Here is a 17,402-nt window from a genome sequence, read left to right as displayed (position 1 = left end):
TCGACCTCCCCGCCGCGCGAGGCGACCTGGGCGCGGGAGAACGCGGCGGCCTTCCCGGCCGCGGTGTCCGAGTACGGGTCGGCGGCCGGGTCGATCTGGCCCGGCTCGTCGCCGGACGCCGCGCCGACCACCACGGGGACCACGGACGCCTCGCGGGGCGAGTCCACGACGTCCGCCAGCACGACGGTGATGTTGTCCGGCCCGCCCGATCGCAACGCCAGCTGCACCAGCCGGTCCGCCGCCTCCTCGACCGTGCCCGTGGCGAGCGTCTCGGCGATGGTCTCCGTGCTCACGGGGTCCGACAGACCGTCCGAGCACAGCAGGTAGCGGTCGCCCACGCGGGCCTCGCGGATGACGGCGGTCGGCTCCACCGGCTCGCCGGTCAGGGCCTTGAGGATGAGCGAGCGGCGCGGATGGGTGTGCGCCTCGTCGGCGGAGAGCTCCCCGCGGTCGACGAGGGACTGCACGAACGTGTCGTCCTTGGTGATCTGGCTCAGCGTCCCGTCGCGCAGGAGGTACGCGCGCGAGTCACCGACGTGGATCAGACCCATCCGGCGGCCGTCGAACAGCAGCGCCGTGGCGGTGCAGCCCATCCCCTCGGTCTCCGGGTGCGCCTCCACGTGGGCGGCGATCGCTTCGTTGCCGACGGTGAGCGCGCGGGTGAGGGCGGCGGTGAGGTTCTGCCCGGGCTCGTCCTCGTCGAGCCGGGCCAGCGCGGCCACGACGAACTGGCTGGCGATCTCCCCCGCCGCGTGACCGCCCATCCCGTCGGCCAGTGCGAGCAGGCGCGGGCCGGCATACGCCGAGTCCTCGTTGTTCTCCCGCACCATCCCCAGATGGGACCTGGCGGTGTAGACGAGCGCCGGGGTCACGCGCGCAGCTCGATCACGGTCTTGCCGATCCGGATCGGCGTGCCGGCGGCCACCTTGACGGGGGTCGTCACCCGCGTCCTGTCCAGATAGGTGCCGTTGGTCGAACCCAGATCCTCGAGGAACCAGTCGGGGCCGTGTGGCGACAGCCGGGCGTGTTGATTGGACGCGTAGTCGTCGTCGATCACCAACGTGCACGAGTCCGCGCGGCCCAGCAGGACCGGTTGCTCTGACAGCGTGATGCGGGTGCCGGCCAGCGCGCCCTGGGTGACGACGAGGTGACGGATGGCCTTGGCGCCCCGGCCGAACACGCCACCGCGGCGCTCGGTGCGGCCGGCCGAGCGCATGCCGACGTTGCCGAAGACGTCGGTCTTCAGCGCGCGCAGCGTGAGGTAGATGAAGAGCCACAGCAGCACCAGCAACAGGCCGCGCGACAGCTGCAGAACGAGTCCCTGCACTGGTGCCGTCCTCCCCTCGCCGGTCGGGTCACCTCTACCAACGTGTCACCGCCCCCGGCGGTTCCGGGGGTCATTCGTGTCGAGGCTAGTCGAACCGGACGGTGATCTCCGAGTGTCCGACCCGGATCACGTCCCCGTCGGCCAGCTGCCAGTCCTGGACCGGGCCGCCGTTGACCGTGGTGCCGTTGGTCGAGCCGAGGTCGGTGAGAACCGCTTCCCGCCCGTCGAAGTGGATGTCCGCGTGCTGCCGCGAGACGCCCGTGTCGGGCAGTCGGAACGCGGCGTCCTGACCCCGTCCGAGCAGGTTGGAGCCCCGCTGGAGGCGGAAGGTGCGGCCCGAGCCGTCCTCGAGGTGCAGCGTGACCGCCAGGGACGAGCGCCCCTGCGTGATCTGGGTGGGCGCGTCGGACGGGCCGCCCCAGCCGGAGCTGCGGGGACCGGTCTCGGCCGCGACGGGATAGTTGGAGGCGGGTGCCTGCATGTCGATGTTCTCCTTGCTCGCACTCGGCTCGCGGCGCGACGGCGACGACGGCGCGGGATGACCCGGTCGCGGTGCCGGCGCGGCGGCCGAGATGTGGAACGGGACGGCATCGGGGTCCACGACCCCGTCGATACGCATCTGTCCGGTGTGGAGGTCGTCGCGCTCCACGAAGGTCACCGTGACCGGACCGTAGGTCTCCCAGCCCTGCTCGCTGATGTGATCCGACAGGTGGCGGGAGAAGGTCTTCACGGCCAGTGCCTCGTCCTCGGTGAACGACGCGTAGTCGGAGCGCGCGAGGGTGATGGTGTAGCTGTTGGACACCAGCAGGTGGCCGTCGACCACCTTGAGGGAGGCCTCCGCCTGCTTGCGCAGCTGTGCCTCCACCTCGGCCGCCACCACTCTGCCACCGAAGAGTCGGGCGAACGCGTCGCCCACGGCACCCTGGAGGGTCCGTTCGAACTTGCCGACGATTCCCACGCTCACTCTCCTCTCGGTCCGGGCGGTCCGCCCGGTCCGCGGGCGGGTGCGGTCACGCCGCCTCGCGGCGGCATCCGGTCGATCATAGAGGCGACGGCCAACGGAAGCACGCGTGAAGCGGACACCGCCGCCAAAGCACCGCGCGCGTCCGCCGACAGATGTCGACGGTGGTGGCGACCGGTCGAGCGGGCCTCGGCGTCGGCGGTTCGGCCACCGGAGGACTGTGGTCCGTGGCGGCCCGGGTCTCCCTGGCGGCCCGATATGGCGCCACCAGACGTGACTCCGGGCGTCGGCTGCGTTCGGTGCTGGCGGCGTGCGGACTGCCCGCCACGGCGCGGACCCGCGTGATGAAGAGCGATTCGGACACGCTGGTCGTCGCCGTCACCGCCCGCGAGGGCGACTGCGCTCTCAAGGTCTCCACGTCGGACGCGTCGGACCGGAATCTCGCACGCCACGTGGACGCCGCCGCGACGCTGCAGGGGATCGGCGACGCCGTCTTCGCCCGCCTGCTCCCGCAGATCCTCGAACAGACCACGTTCGGCGGCCGCACGGTCGTCCGCGAGACACTGCTCCCGGGTCGCGCGCTCGGGGCCGACTCCGCGCGCGCCGCGCTGGCCGCCATCGGTGGACTCCACTCGGCCATCGCGCGGTTGGAGGCCGTCACCCCCCCGGGTGTTGGCGGGCTGGCTCGACCCCGCGCTCCGTGCGCTCGAGGAATCGGAGCACGGGGCCCGTCACACGCACGCGACGCGGCACATCACCGACTACCTGGGCAGGGGGTCTACTCGACGCGGAGGTCACCGTGAGCTGGGTCCACGGTGACTACTGGCCCGGAAACGTCCTGAAGTCCGACGTGGCACACGAGCCGGTGGTCACCGGGATCGTCGACTGGGAGAACGCGCTCGACCCGGGCATGCCCGACATCGATCTGGTGCACTGGTATCTCTCCACGAGAACCGGCGACCTCGGGTCGGCGGTGTGCAGCCTGCTCGACGTCCCCACCCCGGTGGAGCGGTACCTCGACGCCGCCGGCGAACGCCTGGCGAACACGCACGTGGGGGTCGAACGGATCGTGCTCCTCGCGTGGTTGTGGCAGCGGCTGGGCCGTGAGGGCCGGCGGGCCGACGCGGTCGACCGGCTCGCGCTCAGCGTGGTCTTCAGTATGAGCGCGACGATTCTCGTGGCCACGGCCATGGCCGCGACCGGGACATGGTCTGTGGCGGGCGGGATGGCCGCCCTCGCGGTGATCGCGGTACTGGGGTTCGTCCCGTTCGGTTCATCGGCGCGCCATCGCAAGCCGAGGAGGATCGGCCTGCGACCGAGATGAGTGCCCGAGCGGGCCGCGCCGCGGTCGGCCGACCACGCGATTGGTGCAGCCGGACGGGGACGTGTTAACGTATCCCAGCGTTACTCGGGCGAGTGGCGGAATGGCAGACGCGCTGGCTTCAGGTGCCAGTGTCCTTCGGGACGTGGGGGTTCAAGTCCCCCTTCGCCCACAGCGGATCAAGACCCCGGATCACCGACCGAGTGATCCGGGGTGTTGTGCATTCTGGGCCTCGCTCCGCGGGGCCTGAAGGTGGGAACCTGGTGCTATGGCATCCGTCACAAGGTCGCCCAAACCGCCTGATCGAGATCGTTCAGCACGCAAGGTGTCCCGTAGGCTCTCCCAGAAGTTCTTTCGGGAGACGTGGCGCCAACCCTGCCCGCCCCGGAGGGCGATGCCTTATCGGTGGACGAAGCAGGGGTCACCATCCCACCCCGAGCCGCTTCGTGAGCTCTGATCTCGGATCGGTGACTGGAGCGCGCACCCCGGTAGAACACGTTCCGGGGCCTGTGGACAATGAGTAGAACACCGATACACGACATGACAGGGCCGGCGCGGTCGCGCCGGCTCCGTCGCAACGCCCGAAAAAAGGATGCCCGATGGCCTCGAGCCTTGAAGAGATCCCTGATATGACCCCGGAGACAGATCTCCGGGACACCGCAGACGCCCCTTCGGTGATCGGCGTGGTCGCCGAATCCAACCCGGCGGAGAACCGTGTGGCCGCGACGCCTGAGACGGTCGCGAAGTTGATCGGCCTGGGCTACCGGGTCGTGGTCGAGCGGGGCGCCGGCACGCGCGCGGAGTTCGCCGACGCTGCGTACGCGGAGGCCGGCGCGGAATTGGTCGACGGCGATGCCGCCTGGTCGTCCGATGTGGTGATGAAGGTCGCCGTGCCGACCGAGTCCGAGGTGGCCCGGGTCCGGTCCGGGGCCACGCTGGTCAGCCTGCTCGCGCCGGCGCAGAACGAGCACCTGCTCACGGTGCTGGCCGAGCGCGGCGTGACCGCCCTGGCGATGGATGCCGTTCCGCGCATCTCCCGCGCGCAGTCGATGGACGTTCTGTCGTCCATGGCCAACATCGCCGGCTACCGAGCCGTGATCGAGGCCGCCCATCACTTCGGGCGGTTCTTCACCGGCCAGGTCACCGCGGCGGGCAAGGTGCCGCCGGCCAAGGTCCTCGTCGCCGGTGCCGGCGTGGCGGGTCTGGCCGCGATCGGCGCCGCCTCGAGCCTCGGCGCGATCGTGCGCGCGACCGACCCCCGGCCCGAGGTCGCCGACCAGGTCAAGTCGATCGGCGGCGAGTACCTGCCGGTCGAGGTTCCCGACGAGGAGAAGGTCGTCTCCACCGACGGTTACGCCAAGGCCACGAGTGAGGCCTACGACCGCGCGGCCGCCCAGCTCTACACCGATCAGGCCGCCGAGGTCGACATCATCATCACCACCGCGCTGATCCCGGGCCGGAAGGCGCCCCGGCTCATCACCGCCGCCGACATCGCGGCCATGAAGCGCGGTTCGGTCATCGTCGACATGGCCGCAGCCCAGGGCGGAAACGTCGAGGGCAGCGTTCCTGACGAGGTCGTGGTGACAGACAACGGCGTGACGATCATCGGCTACACCGACCTGGCCGGCCGTCTGCCCGCCCAGGCGTCGCAGCTGTACGGCACCAACCTGGTCAACCTCACCAAGCTGGTCACGCCGGGCAAGGACGGCCTGTGGTCGCTGGACATGGACGACGTCGTCCAGCGCGGCGTGACCGTCACCAAGGGCGGCGAGATCATGTGGCCCCCGCCGCCGGTGCAGGTCAGTGCGGCCCCGGCGGCACCGGCGGCCGCGGCGACGGCGGAGCCGGCCGAGGAGAAGAAGAAGCTCTCGCCGGCCGCGAAGTTGGGCATGATCGCCGTGGGTATGGCGCTGCTGCTGCTTCTCACGGCAGCCGCGCCGGGTGACATCGCCCGGCACATCACGGTGTTCGTGTTGGCGATCGTCATCGGTTACTACGTCATCGGCAACGTCCACCACGCACTGCACACACCGTTGATGTCGGTCACCAACGCGATCTCGGGTGTGATCGTCGTCGGCGCGCTGCTGCAGATCGGTATCGACAACACGCTGGGTCTGGTCCTGGCCGTGGTGGCGATCCTGCTCGCGTCCATCAACGTCTTCGGCGGCTTCGCCGTGACCCGTCGCATGCTCGCGATGTTCTCGAAGGGAGCCTGAGAAGATGTCGATCGACTCCGCCGCCAATGCGGCCTACCTGATCGCGGCGCTGCTGTTCATCCTGTCGCTGGCCGGACTGTCCAAACACGAGACCGCCCGCCGGGGACTGACCTTCGGCATCTCCGGCATGGCGCTCGCGCTCATCGCGACCATCGCCCTGGTCCTGGACCACCAGCCCCCGACCCTGGGCATCGTCCTCATGGTCGGCGCCGTGGCCATCGGTGCCGCCGTCGGCCTCTGGCGCTCCCGCAGCGTGCAGATGACCGAGATGCCCGAGCTCATCGCGCTCCTGCACTCGTTCGTCGGTCTGGCCGCCGTCCTGGTGGGCTGGAACGGCTACCTCGAGCCCGACCTGCACGGTGAGCTCACCGGCTCGCTGCTGGGCATCCATCACGCCGAGGTGTTCATCGGCGTGTTCATCGGCGCCGTGACCTTCACCGGCTCGATCGTGGCCTACCTCAAGCTGTCGGCCAAGATGGCCTCCGCGCCGCTGGTGCTGCCCGGCAAGAACCTCATCAACCTCGGCATCCTCGTGGCGTTCGTCATCCTCACCGTGTGGTTCGTGGCCAGCCCCGCCCTGTGGATGCTGATCGTCGTCACCGTCCTGGCCCTGGCGCTGGGCTGGCACCTCGTCGCCTCCATCGGCGGCGGCGACATGCCCGTGGTGGTGTCGATGCTCAACTCGTACTCGGGCTGGGCCGCCGCGGCGACCGGCTTCCTGCTGGGCAACGACCTGCTCATCGTCACCGGTGCGCTCGTCGGGTCCTCGGGCGCCTACCTGTCGTACATCATGTGCAAGGCCATGAACCGTTCGTTCTTCTCCGTCATCATGGGCGGCTTCGGCATCGAGGCCGCCTCCGGTGAGGGCAAGGACCACGGGGAGCACACCGAGATCGACGTGGCCGGTGCCGCGGAGATGCTCGCCGGCGCCTCTTCGGTGATCATCGCGCCCGGTTACGGCATGGCCGTGGCCCAGGCGCAGTACCCGGTCGCCGACCTGACCCGCACGCTTCGCGAGCGTGGTGTGGACGTGCGGTTCGCCGTTCACCCCGTCGCCGGCCGCCTGCCCGGGCACATGAACGTGCTGCTGGCCGAGGCCAAGGTGCCGTATGACATCGTGCTCGAGCTCGACGAGATCAACGACGACTTCGCCGACACCGACGTCGTCCTGGTGATCGGTGCCAACGACACCGTCAACCCGGACGCCGCCGAGGATCCGGGCAGCCCGATCGCCGGGATGCCCGTGCTCCACGTCTGGGAGGCCGAGAACGTCATCGTGTTCAAGCGGTCCATGGCCGCCGGGTACGCCGGCGTGCAGAACCCGCTGTTCTTCCGCGAGAACACCCAGATGCTGTTCGGCGACGCCAAGGACCGCGTCGGCGACATCCTGGCCGCGGTGAAGGAGCAGCAGGGCGCGAGCGCCTGACGCGACGCCGCGCAGGCCGTTCACAGGCCCGGACCGCGGGGCTTTTCCCCGGGGTCCGGGCCTGCGGCGTTCCGGGCGGGTAGAAGTGGGAGCATGAGCGCCGCACCCCACACCGCCTATCCGGACACCCGCCTGTTCATCGACGACCAGTGGACCGACGCCGCCGACGGTCGCACCATCGACGTGCTCAACCCGGCCGACGGTCAGGTGATCGGCACGGTCGCCCACGCCTCCGTCGCCGACCTCGATCGAGCCCTCGCGGCCGCCGAGCGCGGCTTCGAGGTGTGGCGTGACACGACCCCGGCGAAGCGGAGCACGATCATGCGCTCCGCCGCGGAGTTGTTGCGCGACCGGGTCGAGATGATCGCCCGGACCCTGACCCTCGAGCAGGGCAAGCCGCTCCGCGAGGCCAGGGGCGAGATCCTCGCGGCCGCCGACATCATCGACTGGTTCGCCGAGGAGGGGTTCCGCGTCTACGGGCGTCTCGTACCGCACCGCACGGACATCACGATCCGTCAGATGGTGGTCAAGGACCCGGTGGGTCCGGTGGCGGCGTTCACCCCGTGGAACTTCCCGGTCAACCAGGTGGTCCGGAAGATCGCGGCCGGCCTGGCGGCCGGGTGCTCGCTGATCGTCAAGGCGCCGGAGGAGACGCCGGCGAGTCCGGCGGCGCTCATCGGGGCGTTCGCGGACGCGGGCCTACCGGCCGGCGTGCTGGGTCTGGTGTACGGCGACCCCGCGGAGATCTCCGGGTACCTCATCCCGCACCCTGTGATCCGCAAGGTCACCTTCACGGGATCCACCGCGGTCGGCAAGCAGTTGGCGGCCCTGGCCGGGCAGCACATGAAGCGCAGTTCCATGGAGCTCGGCGGCCACGCCCCGGTGATCGTGTGCGACGACGCCGACCTCGAGCTCGTGCTCAAGACGATGGGGCCGATGACGTTCCGCAACGCCGGCCAGGTGTGCATCTCCCCGACACGGTTCCTCGTGCAGAACGGCGTCCGCGACGAGTTCGCCCGCGCGCTGGTCGGGCATGCCGACGCGATCCGGGTGGGCAGCGGGTTGGAGGACGTCACGACCATGGGCCCGCTGGCCAACGACCGCCGGCTCGCCGCGATGGGTGAGTTCCACGCTGACGCCGTGGACCGCGGCGCGCAGGTGCTCACCGGTGGCCACAGGATCGGCGAGGCGGGCAACTACTGGGCGCCCACCGTGTTCGACGAGGTGCCGACCGAGGCACGCCTCTTCAACGATGAGCCGTTCGGCCCCGTCGCGGGGATCCGGGGGTTCGACCGGCTCGACGAGGCCATCGCCGAGGCGAACCGGCTGCCGTATGGCCTGGCCGGCTACGCGTTCACCGGCTCGCTGGCGAACGCGGACCTGCTGACCCGGCGGGTCGAGGTGGGGATGCTGTGGGTCAACATGCCGTCCATGCCGTCCGCCGAGCTCCCGTTCGGCGGGATCAAGGACTCGGGGCACGGCTCGGAGGGCGGGCCCGAGGCCATGGAGTGCTACCTCAACACCCGCGCGGTCGCGATCCGCAACGTCTAGAGAGCGACCGGGTCCGCTCCGCCCGTCGCTTCCGGCGGGGTCGCGTCCGACTTCTCGACGCGCGTGCCCGGCCCGTCCTGGAAGTAGGCCATCTCGCGGTGGTAGGCCTTGTCCAGGCTCTCCAATTCGTCCTCCTCCGTGACGCGCAGGCCCATCGCCTTGTCGAAGACCACGGCGATCAGGAGGGTCACCACGAACGAGTAGGCGACCACGGCGAGCGTGGCCAGGGCCTGCGCCCCGAGCGGCCCGAACCCGCCGCCGTACAGTAGCCCGGCCTCGCCGACGGGCGAGGCCGGATCGGCGAGGACGCCGATCAGCAGCGTGCCGATGACACCGGCGACCAGGTGCAGGAGGGGACGACGACGAGGAGCGGCGGGCACCCGGCGGGCTGCAGGTGCCCGCCGTTCGAGCGTGTCGAGGGAGCCGTCCCACCACGAGTCCGAACCCCTCCGTGGGCGTCGGCGAGACGCGCCGAGCGGGCAGCACGCCCGCCAGTTTCACGTGGAACCGTGGAGGGCGGGAAGGAGTTCCTGCTCGGCGAGCTCGAGGAACGGCGTCTGATCCCGCGCGACGTGGTGGAGGTAGATCCGCTCGAAGCCGAGCTCCTCGAATTCACGCAGTCGCCCGACGAGGTCGTCGACGGAGTCGGTGACGATCACGGCCTCGGCGATCTTCTCGTCGGGCAGGTACCGCCCGGCGAGGTCGAGCTCCTCCGGGTTGGCCAGGTCCGCGTCGAGGGGTGAGTCGACCGCGTTGTTGCGCCACTGCTCGCGGGCGAGGTCACGGGCCCGGCCGATCGTGTCGGCGATCGAGATGTGGACCTGCAGGGCGAGCGGCCCGCGCCCGCCGGCCCCGCGGTAGGAGCGCACGATCCCGTTCACGGTCTCGAGGTCGGCGTTGACGGTGATGAGGCCGTCCGCCCAGGCGGCGGCGCGCTCGGCGGTGGCCGGGGTGAGCGCGGGCCCGAGCAGTGGCGGCGGGGTGTCGGGCAGGGAGTACACGCGCGCCCGGTCCACCTCCACGAGTCCGTGGTGGGTGACCTCCTCACCGGCGTGCAGTCGGCGGATGACGTCGACGCTCTCCTCGAGCCGCGCCTGACGGATGTCCTTGGCGGGCCACGGGTCACCGGTGACGTGCTCGTTCATGTTCTGGCCGCTGCCCAGGGCCAGCCAGAAGCGCCCGGGGAACATCTGCGCCAGGGTCGCCGACGCCTGGGCGACCACCGCGGGGTGGTAGCGCTGCCCGGGTGCGCACACGGTGCCCAGCTCGAGGTCGGTGGTGGCCAGCGCGGCGCCCAGCCAGGACCAGGCGAAGCCCGAGTGGCCCTGGTGGACCGACCACGGCGCGAAGTGGTCGGAGCACATCGCCATGCGGAACCCCGCTTGCTCGGCCCGCTGCACGTCGGCGAGGAGTCGACCGGGGGAGATCTGCTCGTGCGAGGCGTGGAACCCGTAGTCGGTCATCGCTCGGTCCCCTTGGCCGCGCGGATGGCGTCGGCGGCGCGGATCAACCCGATGTGGCTGAACGCCTGCGGGAAATTGCCCGCCTGTCGACCGCTCGAGGGGTCGTATTCCTCGGCGAACAGGCCCAGGTCGCTCGCGCACGCCAGCATATCGGCCATCAGCCGCTCGGCATCGGCGAGTCGCCCGCTGCAGGCGTACTGCTCGACCAGCCAGAACGTGCACATCACGAACGGGTACTCGGTGCCGCCGACGCCGTCCATGCCGCTGGCGGTCCGATAGCGGTTGACCAGCCCGAACCCGGTGACAAGGTCCTGCTCGATCCTGGCGACCGTGCCCAGCATGCGCGGGTCGTCAAAGGCGAGGTAGCCCGTGTGGGGCAGCTGGAGCAGGGAGGCGTCGACCTCTCGGCTCCCGTAGGTCTGGGTGTAGCTGTTCAGGTCGGGATCGAATCCGTGGGTCTCGATCTCCTCGACGAGCCGGGCGCGCAGCTCGCGCCACCGATCGACGTCACCGTCGAGGCCGAACTCCTCGACCGCCCGGATCCCGCGGTCGAACGCCGCCCACATCATCACGCGGCCGTGCGTGAAGTGGTGGGTGTCGCCGCGCATCTCCCAGATCCCGTGGTCCTCGCGCTCGAAGTTCGACTCGGCGTAGGCCAGCAGGCTCCTCTGCAGCCCCCAGGTGTACTCGTTCTCGTCCACACCCGCCGCGCGCAGCTCGTGCAGGGCGATCATCACCTCGCCCACGACATCCGCCTGGTACTGATCGGCGGCCCCGTTCCCGATGCGGACCGGGCGCGAGTCCTCGTACCCGGACAGGTGGTCGAGCTCCTCTTCGCGCAACTGTCGTTCGCCCGAGAGCCCGTACATGATGCGGACGTCCTGCGAGTCGCCGGCGACCGCGCGCAGGAGCCAGTCGCGCCACAGGGTCGCGCCCCGGGTGAGCCCGTGCGCCACCACGACCTCGATGGTGAACGCGGCGTCGCGCAGCCAGGTGTAGCGGTAGTCCCAGTTGCGGCCGCCGCCGAACTCCTCCGGAAGCGACGTGGTGGGGGCGGCCACGATGCCGCCGGTGTCGAGGTTCGTCAGTGCGCGCAACACCAGCAGGGACTGGACGACCTCCTCCCGGTAGGGGCCGTCGACGGACAGCTGGTCGGCCCACTCGCGCCACATGCCGACCGTGGCGTCGAGGGCCTGCTCGGTGTCCGGCGGGGCGGGCGGGTCCTGGTGCGAGGGGAACCACGTCAGGTCCCATGCGGCGATCTCGCCGGCGGTCAGGGCGAATCTGCCCTCCAGTCGAGTGGCCCGTTGTCCGCCGGTGGCGGTGCCGACCTCGGCGTCCGGGCACGTCAGAATCGGGCCGCTCACGAGGATGGCGTCCGGGCCGGCCAGGGAGAGCAGCGCCCGCTCGCCGCCGTCGAGCGTGACCTCCCGGGTCCACGGCGTCGCGCGGGCGTAGTCGAATCGCAGCCGCAGGTCGTGCTCCACCTCGATCTCACCCTCGAGGCACTCGACGCGGCGGACGAGGTCACCCTGATCGGTGCTGCGCGGCAGGAAGTCGGTCACCCGGGCGATGCCGCGCGGACCGCGCCACGTCGTCTCCACGACGAAGGTCAGCGGCAGGTAGCGCCGCTCGATCACCTCGCCGTCGACGGCCGACAGCCGCCACCGGCCGTCCTCGGGCCCGCCGAGCAGCGCGGTGAACATGGCCGGGGAGTCGAACCGGGGCAGGCAGAGCCAGTCGATGCTGCCGTCGCGCGAGACGAGCGCGCCGGTCCGGAGGTCGGACAGAAGGGCGTACTCCTCGAGGGGGGTCGACATGTCAGAAGATGGGCTTGCCGCCCGTCACCCCCAGTACCGTGCCGGAGACGAAGCTGGCGTCGGAGGGCGAGGCGAGGAAGACGTACGCGCCTGCGCACTCGCCGGGCTGCCCGGCGCGGCCGAGCGGGGTGTCGCCGCCGAACTGCTCGAGCTTGTCGGGCTCCTGGGTCGCCGGCTGCAGGGGCGTCCAGATGGGCCCGGGAGCGACGGCGTTGACGCGGATCCCGCGTTCGCCCAGCTCATTGGCCAGGTTGACGGTGAGGTTGTTGAGCGCGGCCTTGGTCGCCGCGTAGTCCACCAGCGGCGGCGCCGGCTGGTAGGCCTGGATGGACGTCGTGTTGATGATCGACGACCCGCGGCCGAGGAACTGCAGCGCCTCCTGGCTGGCCCAGATGGTCGCGTAGAGGTTGGTCTTCATCACCCGGTCGAGATTCTCCGAGTCGATGGTCTCCAGCCCGTCGCCGCGGGCGTGCTGGTAGGCGGCGTTGTTGACGAGGACGTCGAGTCCACCCAGCTGTTCGGCGGCGTCACGCACGACCTTCCGGCACTGCGCCTCGTCCTGCAGGTCTGCCGGCAGCAGGACCGCGCGGCGTCCGGCCTTCTCGATCCACTCGGCGGTCTCCTCGGCGTCCGGCTGCTCGACGGGCAGGTAGGAGATCGCCGCGTCGGCACCCTCGCGGGCGAAGGCGATCGCGGCGGCCCGCCCGATCCCCGAGTCCCCGCCGGTGATGAGCGTCTTGAGACCCTCGAGTCGGCCGGACCCGCGATAGCTGTGCTCGCCGTGGTCGGGCCGTGGGTCCATCCGGGACGTCAGCCCGGGCGGCTCCTGCTCCTGGGCGGGGAACCCGCCGGAGTCGTTGACCATCTGCTGCGCATTGTCTGCGATGTCGCTCGTGGTACCCATGCCCCGAACGTAACGAAGACCGCGGGGCCTGCACACCGGTCGACCCGCCAGGGCGGTCGGTGCGGGCGGCCGGCTCCCGCGGCGCGTCTAGTTCTGCTTGAGTACGCCGGTGCACTTCACGCGCAGTTCCTCCAACTCGCGGGCGTGCTGCTCGGCGCGGTCGAAGAGGTTCTGCAGCGTCGGCCTCGGCAGGCGCGGGTCCTCGATCTCCAGCAGCGCCCGGAAGCCCATCTTCTTGCCGGTCACCGCAAGAGTGAGCGCCTCGAGTTCGACCAGGTCGCTGAGCGGCGACCGGTCGGCGATGCGGCGGTTGGGCTTGAGCTGGCCGAGCTTCTCGGATGCCTTGGCGGGCAGGTCCTTGCGGAGCGACGGCGACGTTCCCGCCAGGGTCATGAGCTCCTCGAGGGCTTTGAGGTCCTCGACGGTCTCGTCGCCGATCCGGCCGACGACCTCTCGGACGTGGGGGTCGTTGTGGTCCTCGGCGACGCGCCGGAACAGGTCGATCCCGGCGGCGGCACCGGCGTGGTGGTCCTGCATGTAGGTGTGCAACATCTCGGTGGCCATGATATGACGGTACGAGTCCGGACGCGCACGGCAACCGGAACGACACGGCTCTCAGCGCGCGAGCAGCCCCTTGGCTATATGCGTCACCTGGATCTCGTTGCTGCCGGCGTAGATCATGAGCGACTTGGCATCACGCGCGAGTTGCTCGACCCGGTACTCGGCCATGTAGCCGTTGCCGCCGAACAACTGCACGGCCTCCATGGCGACCTCGGTGGCGGCCTCGGAGGAGTACAGCTTCATCGCCGACGCCTCGGCGAGCGACAGCGGCTTGCCGGCGCGGGCGCGTTCGATGGAGGTGAAGACCATGTTCTGCACGTTCATCCGCGCGACCTCCATCTTCGCGAGCTTGAGCTGGATGAGCTGGAACCGGCCGATCTCCTGGCCCCACAGCGTCCGCTCCCGCGAGTACTCGATGCACAGCCGGCGGCACTCCTCGATGATCCCGAGCGCCATGGTCGCCACCCCGATCCGCTCGGCGGTGAAGCTCGACCGCGCGGACTCCTTCCCGTCGCCGCCGCGACCGGTCTCGGACCCGCCGAGCAGGCGGTCCCGGCCGAGGCGCACGTCGTCGAAGAACAGCTCGCCGGTGGGGGAGCTGTGCAGGCCCATTTTCTTGAACGGCGGGCCCTGGGTGAGCCCGTCCATGCCCTTGTCGAGGACGAACGTGAGGACCTTGCGGTCGCGCGGGCCCACCGCCGGATCGCCCTCGTCGAGCTTGGCGTAGACGATCATCACGTCGGCGTACGGGCCGTTGGTGATGAACGTCTTGCGGCCGTTGAGGATGTAGTCGTCGCCGTCGCGCCGCACGTAGGTGCGCATCCCGCCGAAGGCGTCCGAGCCCGAGTCCGGCTCGGTGATGGCCCAGGACGCCACCTTCTCCATGGTCATAATCCCCGGCAGCCAGCGCTCCTTCTGCTCGAGCGTGCCGCGGGACGCGATCGTGGTGGCGCCCAACCCGAGGCTCACGCCGAGCGCCGAGACGAGCCCCATGCAGGCCCCGGCCAGTTCGCTGATCACGACCGCCATCATGGAATCGCGGCCACTGAGGGCGTCGCCGGAGCCGCCCGCCGCGTCGCCTTCGGCCCGCGCCCGCTCCTTCGCCAGCATCTTCTCGACCCCGTCGCGCGCCATGGCATCGATGCCGAACTCGGCGAACAGCTTCCGGATGATCGGGTACGGCGGGATCTCACCGCTCTCCAGGGCGTCGAGCTGGGGGCGGATCTCCTTGGCGATGAAGCCGCGCACGGCGTCGCGGATCATCAGGTCGGTCTCGGACCACTCGTACATCGGCGTCTCGTCTCCTCGGTGCCCGGGGTGTGCCGCGTGTCACTGCAACACGTGTCAGCTCAGTGTGTCGCGACCGGGTCGACGGCCGCGGCCGTTTGCGGCGAATGGCCGGCCCGGCGACGACGGGGTCGGGCACACTCGGGGACATGAGTGCCCTCCAGGACAGTGCGTCCCCCCGAGTCCGCCACCACCCCGCAGGTCGCGAGCAGCTCGGCCGGATCGGCCTGTGGACCGGCTCGCTCGAGGGACTCACGCCGGCGGCGATCCCCGACGTCCTCGGTGAGCTCGACGACCAGGGCTGGGGCTCGCTGTGGTTCGGCGAGGCCGTGGGCCGGGAGGCGTTCACCGCCGCGCAGCTGTACCTGGGCGCCACGCGCCGAATGGCGATCGGTACCGGCATCGCCAACATCTACGGCCGCGACGCCTCGGCGGCGGGGGCGGCCGCCCGGACGATCGAGGCCATGCACCCGGGCCGGTTCGTCCTGGGTCTCGGCGTCTCGCACGCGCCGCTGGTCGAGCGCCACCGTGGTCACCACTACGGCCGGCCGCTGTCGGCGATGCGTGAGTACCTCGACGCGCTCGAACGGACTCAACCCATGGCGGCGGGCGAGGACACGATGCCGCCGGTCGTGCTCGCCGCGCTCGGCCCCAAGATGCTCGAGTTGTCGCGCGACCGCACCGCCGGCGCCCACCCGTACCTGACGCTGCCCGAGCACACCGCGCGGGCGCGCGAGATCCTCGGCGGGACCGCCGACGACGGGCCGGCCCTGGTCGTGGAGCACGCCGCGGTGGTGGCCGAGGGGGTCGACGACGACGACGAGGTGTGGCGGTCGCGGGCCCACGATCACCTCAACGTCTATACGGGCCTGCCGAACTATCGGAACTCGTGGACCAGGCAGGGGTTCGACGAGTCGGACTACGTGCGCGGGGGCAGCGACCGGCTCAAGCACGCGATGGTCACCCGCGGGGTCGAGGCGACGCGGGCGCGTGTGCAGGAGCACCTGGACGCCGGGGCCTCGACCGTGCTGGTGCAGGTGCTCGGCGAGAACGTGCTGACGCCGCCGGTCGAGGACTGGCGGATCGCGGCCGAGGGGCTGCTCGGCTGACGCCTGGCCCGACAGGTTTTGCCGACTGGAGACGCGTCGGTTGCCAGAGGGGCTTGTCAGTCTCTGTTTTTTCGGAGAGCCGGTTGATCCGCGCCACTGACCGCTGGCGACGCTCGTAGATCTCCCCAGTACTCCTTAGCAGCAATGTGGTTTGTCGAGTACACCCGTGCGGGACGGTCGGGGGACCGCCATTCGTGCTGTGGAGCTGACCTCTCAGTGGCGGTCTTCCGAGACCGCTCATTTGCGGCACAGAAGAGCCTTATTGGAGCCCGAAGGCTCCGCCGCTGATCAGAATGAAGGCGCCTAAGCCGATCAGGACAATCGGGAACAGGATGTGTTCCCAGCGTTCCAGGACTTCGGCGATCGGCCGGCGCGTGGCGACGAACTTGGCCAGGCCCACCAGTCCTGCTACCAGCACTAGGAACACGATGCAATAGGCGATCACGGCTCCCGTGCCCACGTTGAGGAAGACGGGGACGTAGACGCCGATGTTATCTCCGCCGTTGGCGAAGGTGACGCCGGCGACGGTCCACACGGCGACGTTCTTGCCCTCGATTTTTGCGTCGTCGTCATCGTCATCGGTCCCTCGCCAGGACTGCCACGCGGCCCACAGTCCCAAGCTCAATGGGATCAGTCCGAAGTAGGGGATGGCCTCTGGGGGCAGGAATGCGCCCGCGCCCAGGGAGACGAGTACAGCGGCGCCGAGGATGCCGACGAACCCGAGATACTGGCCGGCCAGGATGCGGGCGGTGGTTCCACGTTGGCCTGCGCCGCGGGCGAAGAACAGTGAGAGGACGATGATGTCGTCGATGTTGGTGGCGATGAACAGGCCGATCGCCTGCAAGGCCGAGGTCAGGATCACGCGCCCGACCCCGTGTCGCAACAACCCGGCGCTGAGCAGGCTGGGTCCAGGCAGGAGGCGTTCTCGTTGACGGCGAGGGTGACCTCGACCAGGGAGGCTAGTGACTGCGCCAGGTGCGGATCTGCGATCTCATAGCGGGTCTGGCGGCCTTCGGGCACGGCGACCGCGATCCCGCAGTCGCGAAGGCACGCCAGATGGTTCGACACGTTCGAACGCGTCAGTTCTAAGTCCCGGGCCAGCTCCGCCGGATAGGCCGGCCGCTCCAGCAACGTCAGCAGTATCCGGGACCGCGTCGGATCGGCCATCGCCCGCCCCAACCGATTCATCACATCCACACGAGAAGCAACAGTCAGCATATGTTGAACTATACAGTGGTCGCTGAACTGTCGAGAAGGCGCCTTAAGAACCTAAAGGTTTTCAAGACACTAGACACCGTCAAGGACCGCGACCACTTTTGAGCAGGTTTCTGTCATTTTCCGAAGTGAGCGGCACGTCAGCATAGATCTCACCAGGCATAGTGCTGTCAGCTTCTGAGCTCTGGTCGTCAACACTCCTATGCGCTAGCGTCGTTTCTGCTCAGTAGTCCTGTTCTCA

17 protein-coding genes and 1 tRNA gene are annotated in these 17,402 nt (G+C 70.0%); 7 read left to right on the top strand and 11 right to left on the bottom strand.

The genetic code is table 11. The features are described from left to right. From G6030_RS02260 to G6030_RS02250, 3 genes are all read right to left on the bottom strand, one after another. Positions 1-872: protein phosphatase 2C domain-containing protein (locus tag G6030_RS02260; protein WP_182642070.1), on the bottom strand; the 872-nt coding region annotated here is incomplete at its 3' end. Beyond that, positions 869-1,327: an FHA domain-containing protein gene (locus G6030_RS02255; RefSeq protein WP_182642069.1), complete on the bottom strand. Its 459-nt coding sequence runs from the start codon at positions 1,325-1,327 to the stop codon at positions 869-871. The genes G6030_RS02255 and G6030_RS02260, both read right to left, overlap by 4 nt. A gap of 85 nt (positions 1,328-1,412) precedes the next feature. Continuing rightward, the gene (locus G6030_RS02250) at positions 1,413-2,285 is read right to left on the bottom strand and encodes a DUF3662 and FHA domain-containing protein (RefSeq protein ID WP_061228264.1); all 873 of its coding nucleotides are present in this window, start codon (positions 2,283-2,285) and stop codon (positions 1,413-1,415) included. 170 nt (positions 2,286-2,455) lie between these two features. Between G6030_RS02250 and G6030_RS16815 the strand changes: the two genes are divergently transcribed. The 6 genes from G6030_RS16815 (at position 2,456) to G6030_RS02225 (ending at position 8,802) form a co-directional block, all read left to right on the top strand. Continuing rightward, positions 2,456-3,091, top strand: coding sequence for a hypothetical protein (locus tag G6030_RS16815; protein ID WP_347238550.1), 636 nt, complete (start codon positions 2,456-2,458; stop codon positions 3,089-3,091). Beyond that, entirely contained in the window at positions 3,088-3,612 is a 525-nt protein-coding gene (locus G6030_RS16810; protein WP_347238549.1) for a phosphotransferase, read from the top strand. Before G6030_RS16815 ends, G6030_RS16810 begins: the two co-directional genes overlap by 4 nt. Positions 3,613-3,698: 86 nt before the next feature. Continuing rightward, positions 3,699-3,781 (top strand) — tRNA-Leu (locus tag G6030_RS02240). Between the two features lie 457 nt (positions 3,782-4,238). Continuing rightward, positions 4,239-5,825: a Re/Si-specific NAD(P)(+) transhydrogenase subunit alpha gene (locus G6030_RS02235; RefSeq protein WP_182642067.1), complete on the top strand. Its 1,587-nt coding sequence runs from the start codon at positions 4,239-4,241 to the stop codon at positions 5,823-5,825. Between the two features lie 4 nt (positions 5,826-5,829). Next, a complete protein-coding gene (gene pntB, locus G6030_RS02230; protein ID WP_182642066.1) occupies positions 5,830-7,251 on the top strand; it encodes a Re/Si-specific NAD(P)(+) transhydrogenase subunit beta in 1,422 nt (473 codons plus the stop codon). 93 nt (positions 7,252-7,344) lie between these two features. Next, the gene (locus G6030_RS02225) at positions 7,345-8,802 is read left to right on the top strand and encodes an NAD-dependent succinate-semialdehyde dehydrogenase (RefSeq protein WP_182642065.1); all 1,458 of its coding nucleotides are present in this window, start codon (positions 7,345-7,347) and stop codon (positions 8,800-8,802) included. Here G6030_RS02225 and G6030_RS02220 read toward each other — a convergent pair. The 6 genes from G6030_RS02220 to G6030_RS02195 all read right to left on the bottom strand — a co-directional run bounded on the left by G6030_RS02220 (position 8,799) and on the right by G6030_RS02195 (position 14,840). Further along, positions 8,799-9,182 carry a hypothetical protein gene (locus tag G6030_RS02220; protein ID WP_347238548.1) on the bottom strand — a complete coding sequence of 128 codons (384 nt, stop codon included), beginning with the start codon at positions 9,180-9,182 and terminating at the stop codon, positions 8,799-8,801. The two genes, G6030_RS02225 and G6030_RS02220, sit on opposite strands and share 4 nt — an antisense overlap. 117 nt (positions 9,183-9,299) lie before the next feature. Continuing rightward, positions 9,300-10,265: a TIGR03885 family FMN-dependent LLM class oxidoreductase gene (locus G6030_RS02215; RefSeq protein WP_182642064.1), complete on the bottom strand. Its 966-nt coding sequence runs from the start codon at positions 10,263-10,265 to the stop codon at positions 9,300-9,302. After that, entirely contained in the window at positions 10,262-12,085 is a 1,824-nt protein-coding gene (locus G6030_RS02210) for a glycoside hydrolase family 15 protein (RefSeq protein WP_182642063.1), read from the bottom strand. The genes G6030_RS02215 and G6030_RS02210 overlap by 4 nt, the downstream gene beginning before the upstream one ends. Before the next feature lies 1 nt (position 12,086). Next, a complete protein-coding gene (locus tag G6030_RS02205) occupies positions 12,087-12,989 on the bottom strand; it encodes an SDR family oxidoreductase (protein WP_182642062.1) in 903 nt (300 codons plus the stop codon). Positions 12,990-13,076: 87 nt separating this feature from the next. After that, a complete protein-coding gene (locus tag G6030_RS02200; RefSeq protein ID WP_182642061.1) occupies positions 13,077-13,553 on the bottom strand; it encodes a hypothetical protein in 477 nt (158 codons plus the stop codon). Positions 13,554-13,604: 51 nt separating this feature from the next. Next, on the bottom strand, positions 13,605-14,840 hold the full coding sequence (locus G6030_RS02195) for an acyl-CoA dehydrogenase family protein (RefSeq protein WP_182642060.1): 1,236 nt from the start codon (positions 14,838-14,840) through the stop codon (positions 13,605-13,607). 146 nt (positions 14,841-14,986) lie between these two features. Between G6030_RS02195 and G6030_RS02190 the strand changes: the two genes are divergently transcribed. Further along, positions 14,987-15,946 carry a TIGR03620 family F420-dependent LLM class oxidoreductase gene (locus G6030_RS02190; protein ID WP_182642059.1) on the top strand — a complete coding sequence of 320 codons (960 nt, stop codon included), beginning with the start codon at positions 14,987-14,989 and terminating at the stop codon, positions 15,944-15,946. 259 nt (positions 15,947-16,205) lie between these two features. On the opposite strand, the gene G6030_RS02185 is transcribed toward G6030_RS02190, so the two are convergent. Together G6030_RS02185 and G6030_RS02180 are read right to left on the bottom strand one after the other, a co-directional pair. Then, complete coding sequence (locus G6030_RS02185) at positions 16,206-16,808, bottom strand: cadmium resistance transporter (RefSeq protein WP_106385994.1); 603 nt, start codon at positions 16,806-16,808, stop codon at positions 16,206-16,208. After that, complete coding sequence (locus G6030_RS02180; RefSeq protein WP_070721788.1) at positions 16,805-17,164, bottom strand: metalloregulator ArsR/SmtB family transcription factor; 360 nt, start codon at positions 17,162-17,164, stop codon at positions 16,805-16,807. The genes G6030_RS02185 and G6030_RS02180 overlap by 4 nt, the downstream gene beginning before the upstream one ends. Between the last annotated feature and the right edge of the window lie 238 nt (positions 17,165-17,402).

The sequence above is a fragment of the Dietzia sp. E1 genome, assembly GCF_014145015.1.
Lineage (GTDB): Bacteria > Actinomycetota > Actinomycetes > Mycobacteriales > Mycobacteriaceae > Dietzia > Dietzia cinnamea_A.
Note: the sequence above shows the minus strand (reverse complement) of the source record. Positions and strands in the feature narration are given on the sequence as shown.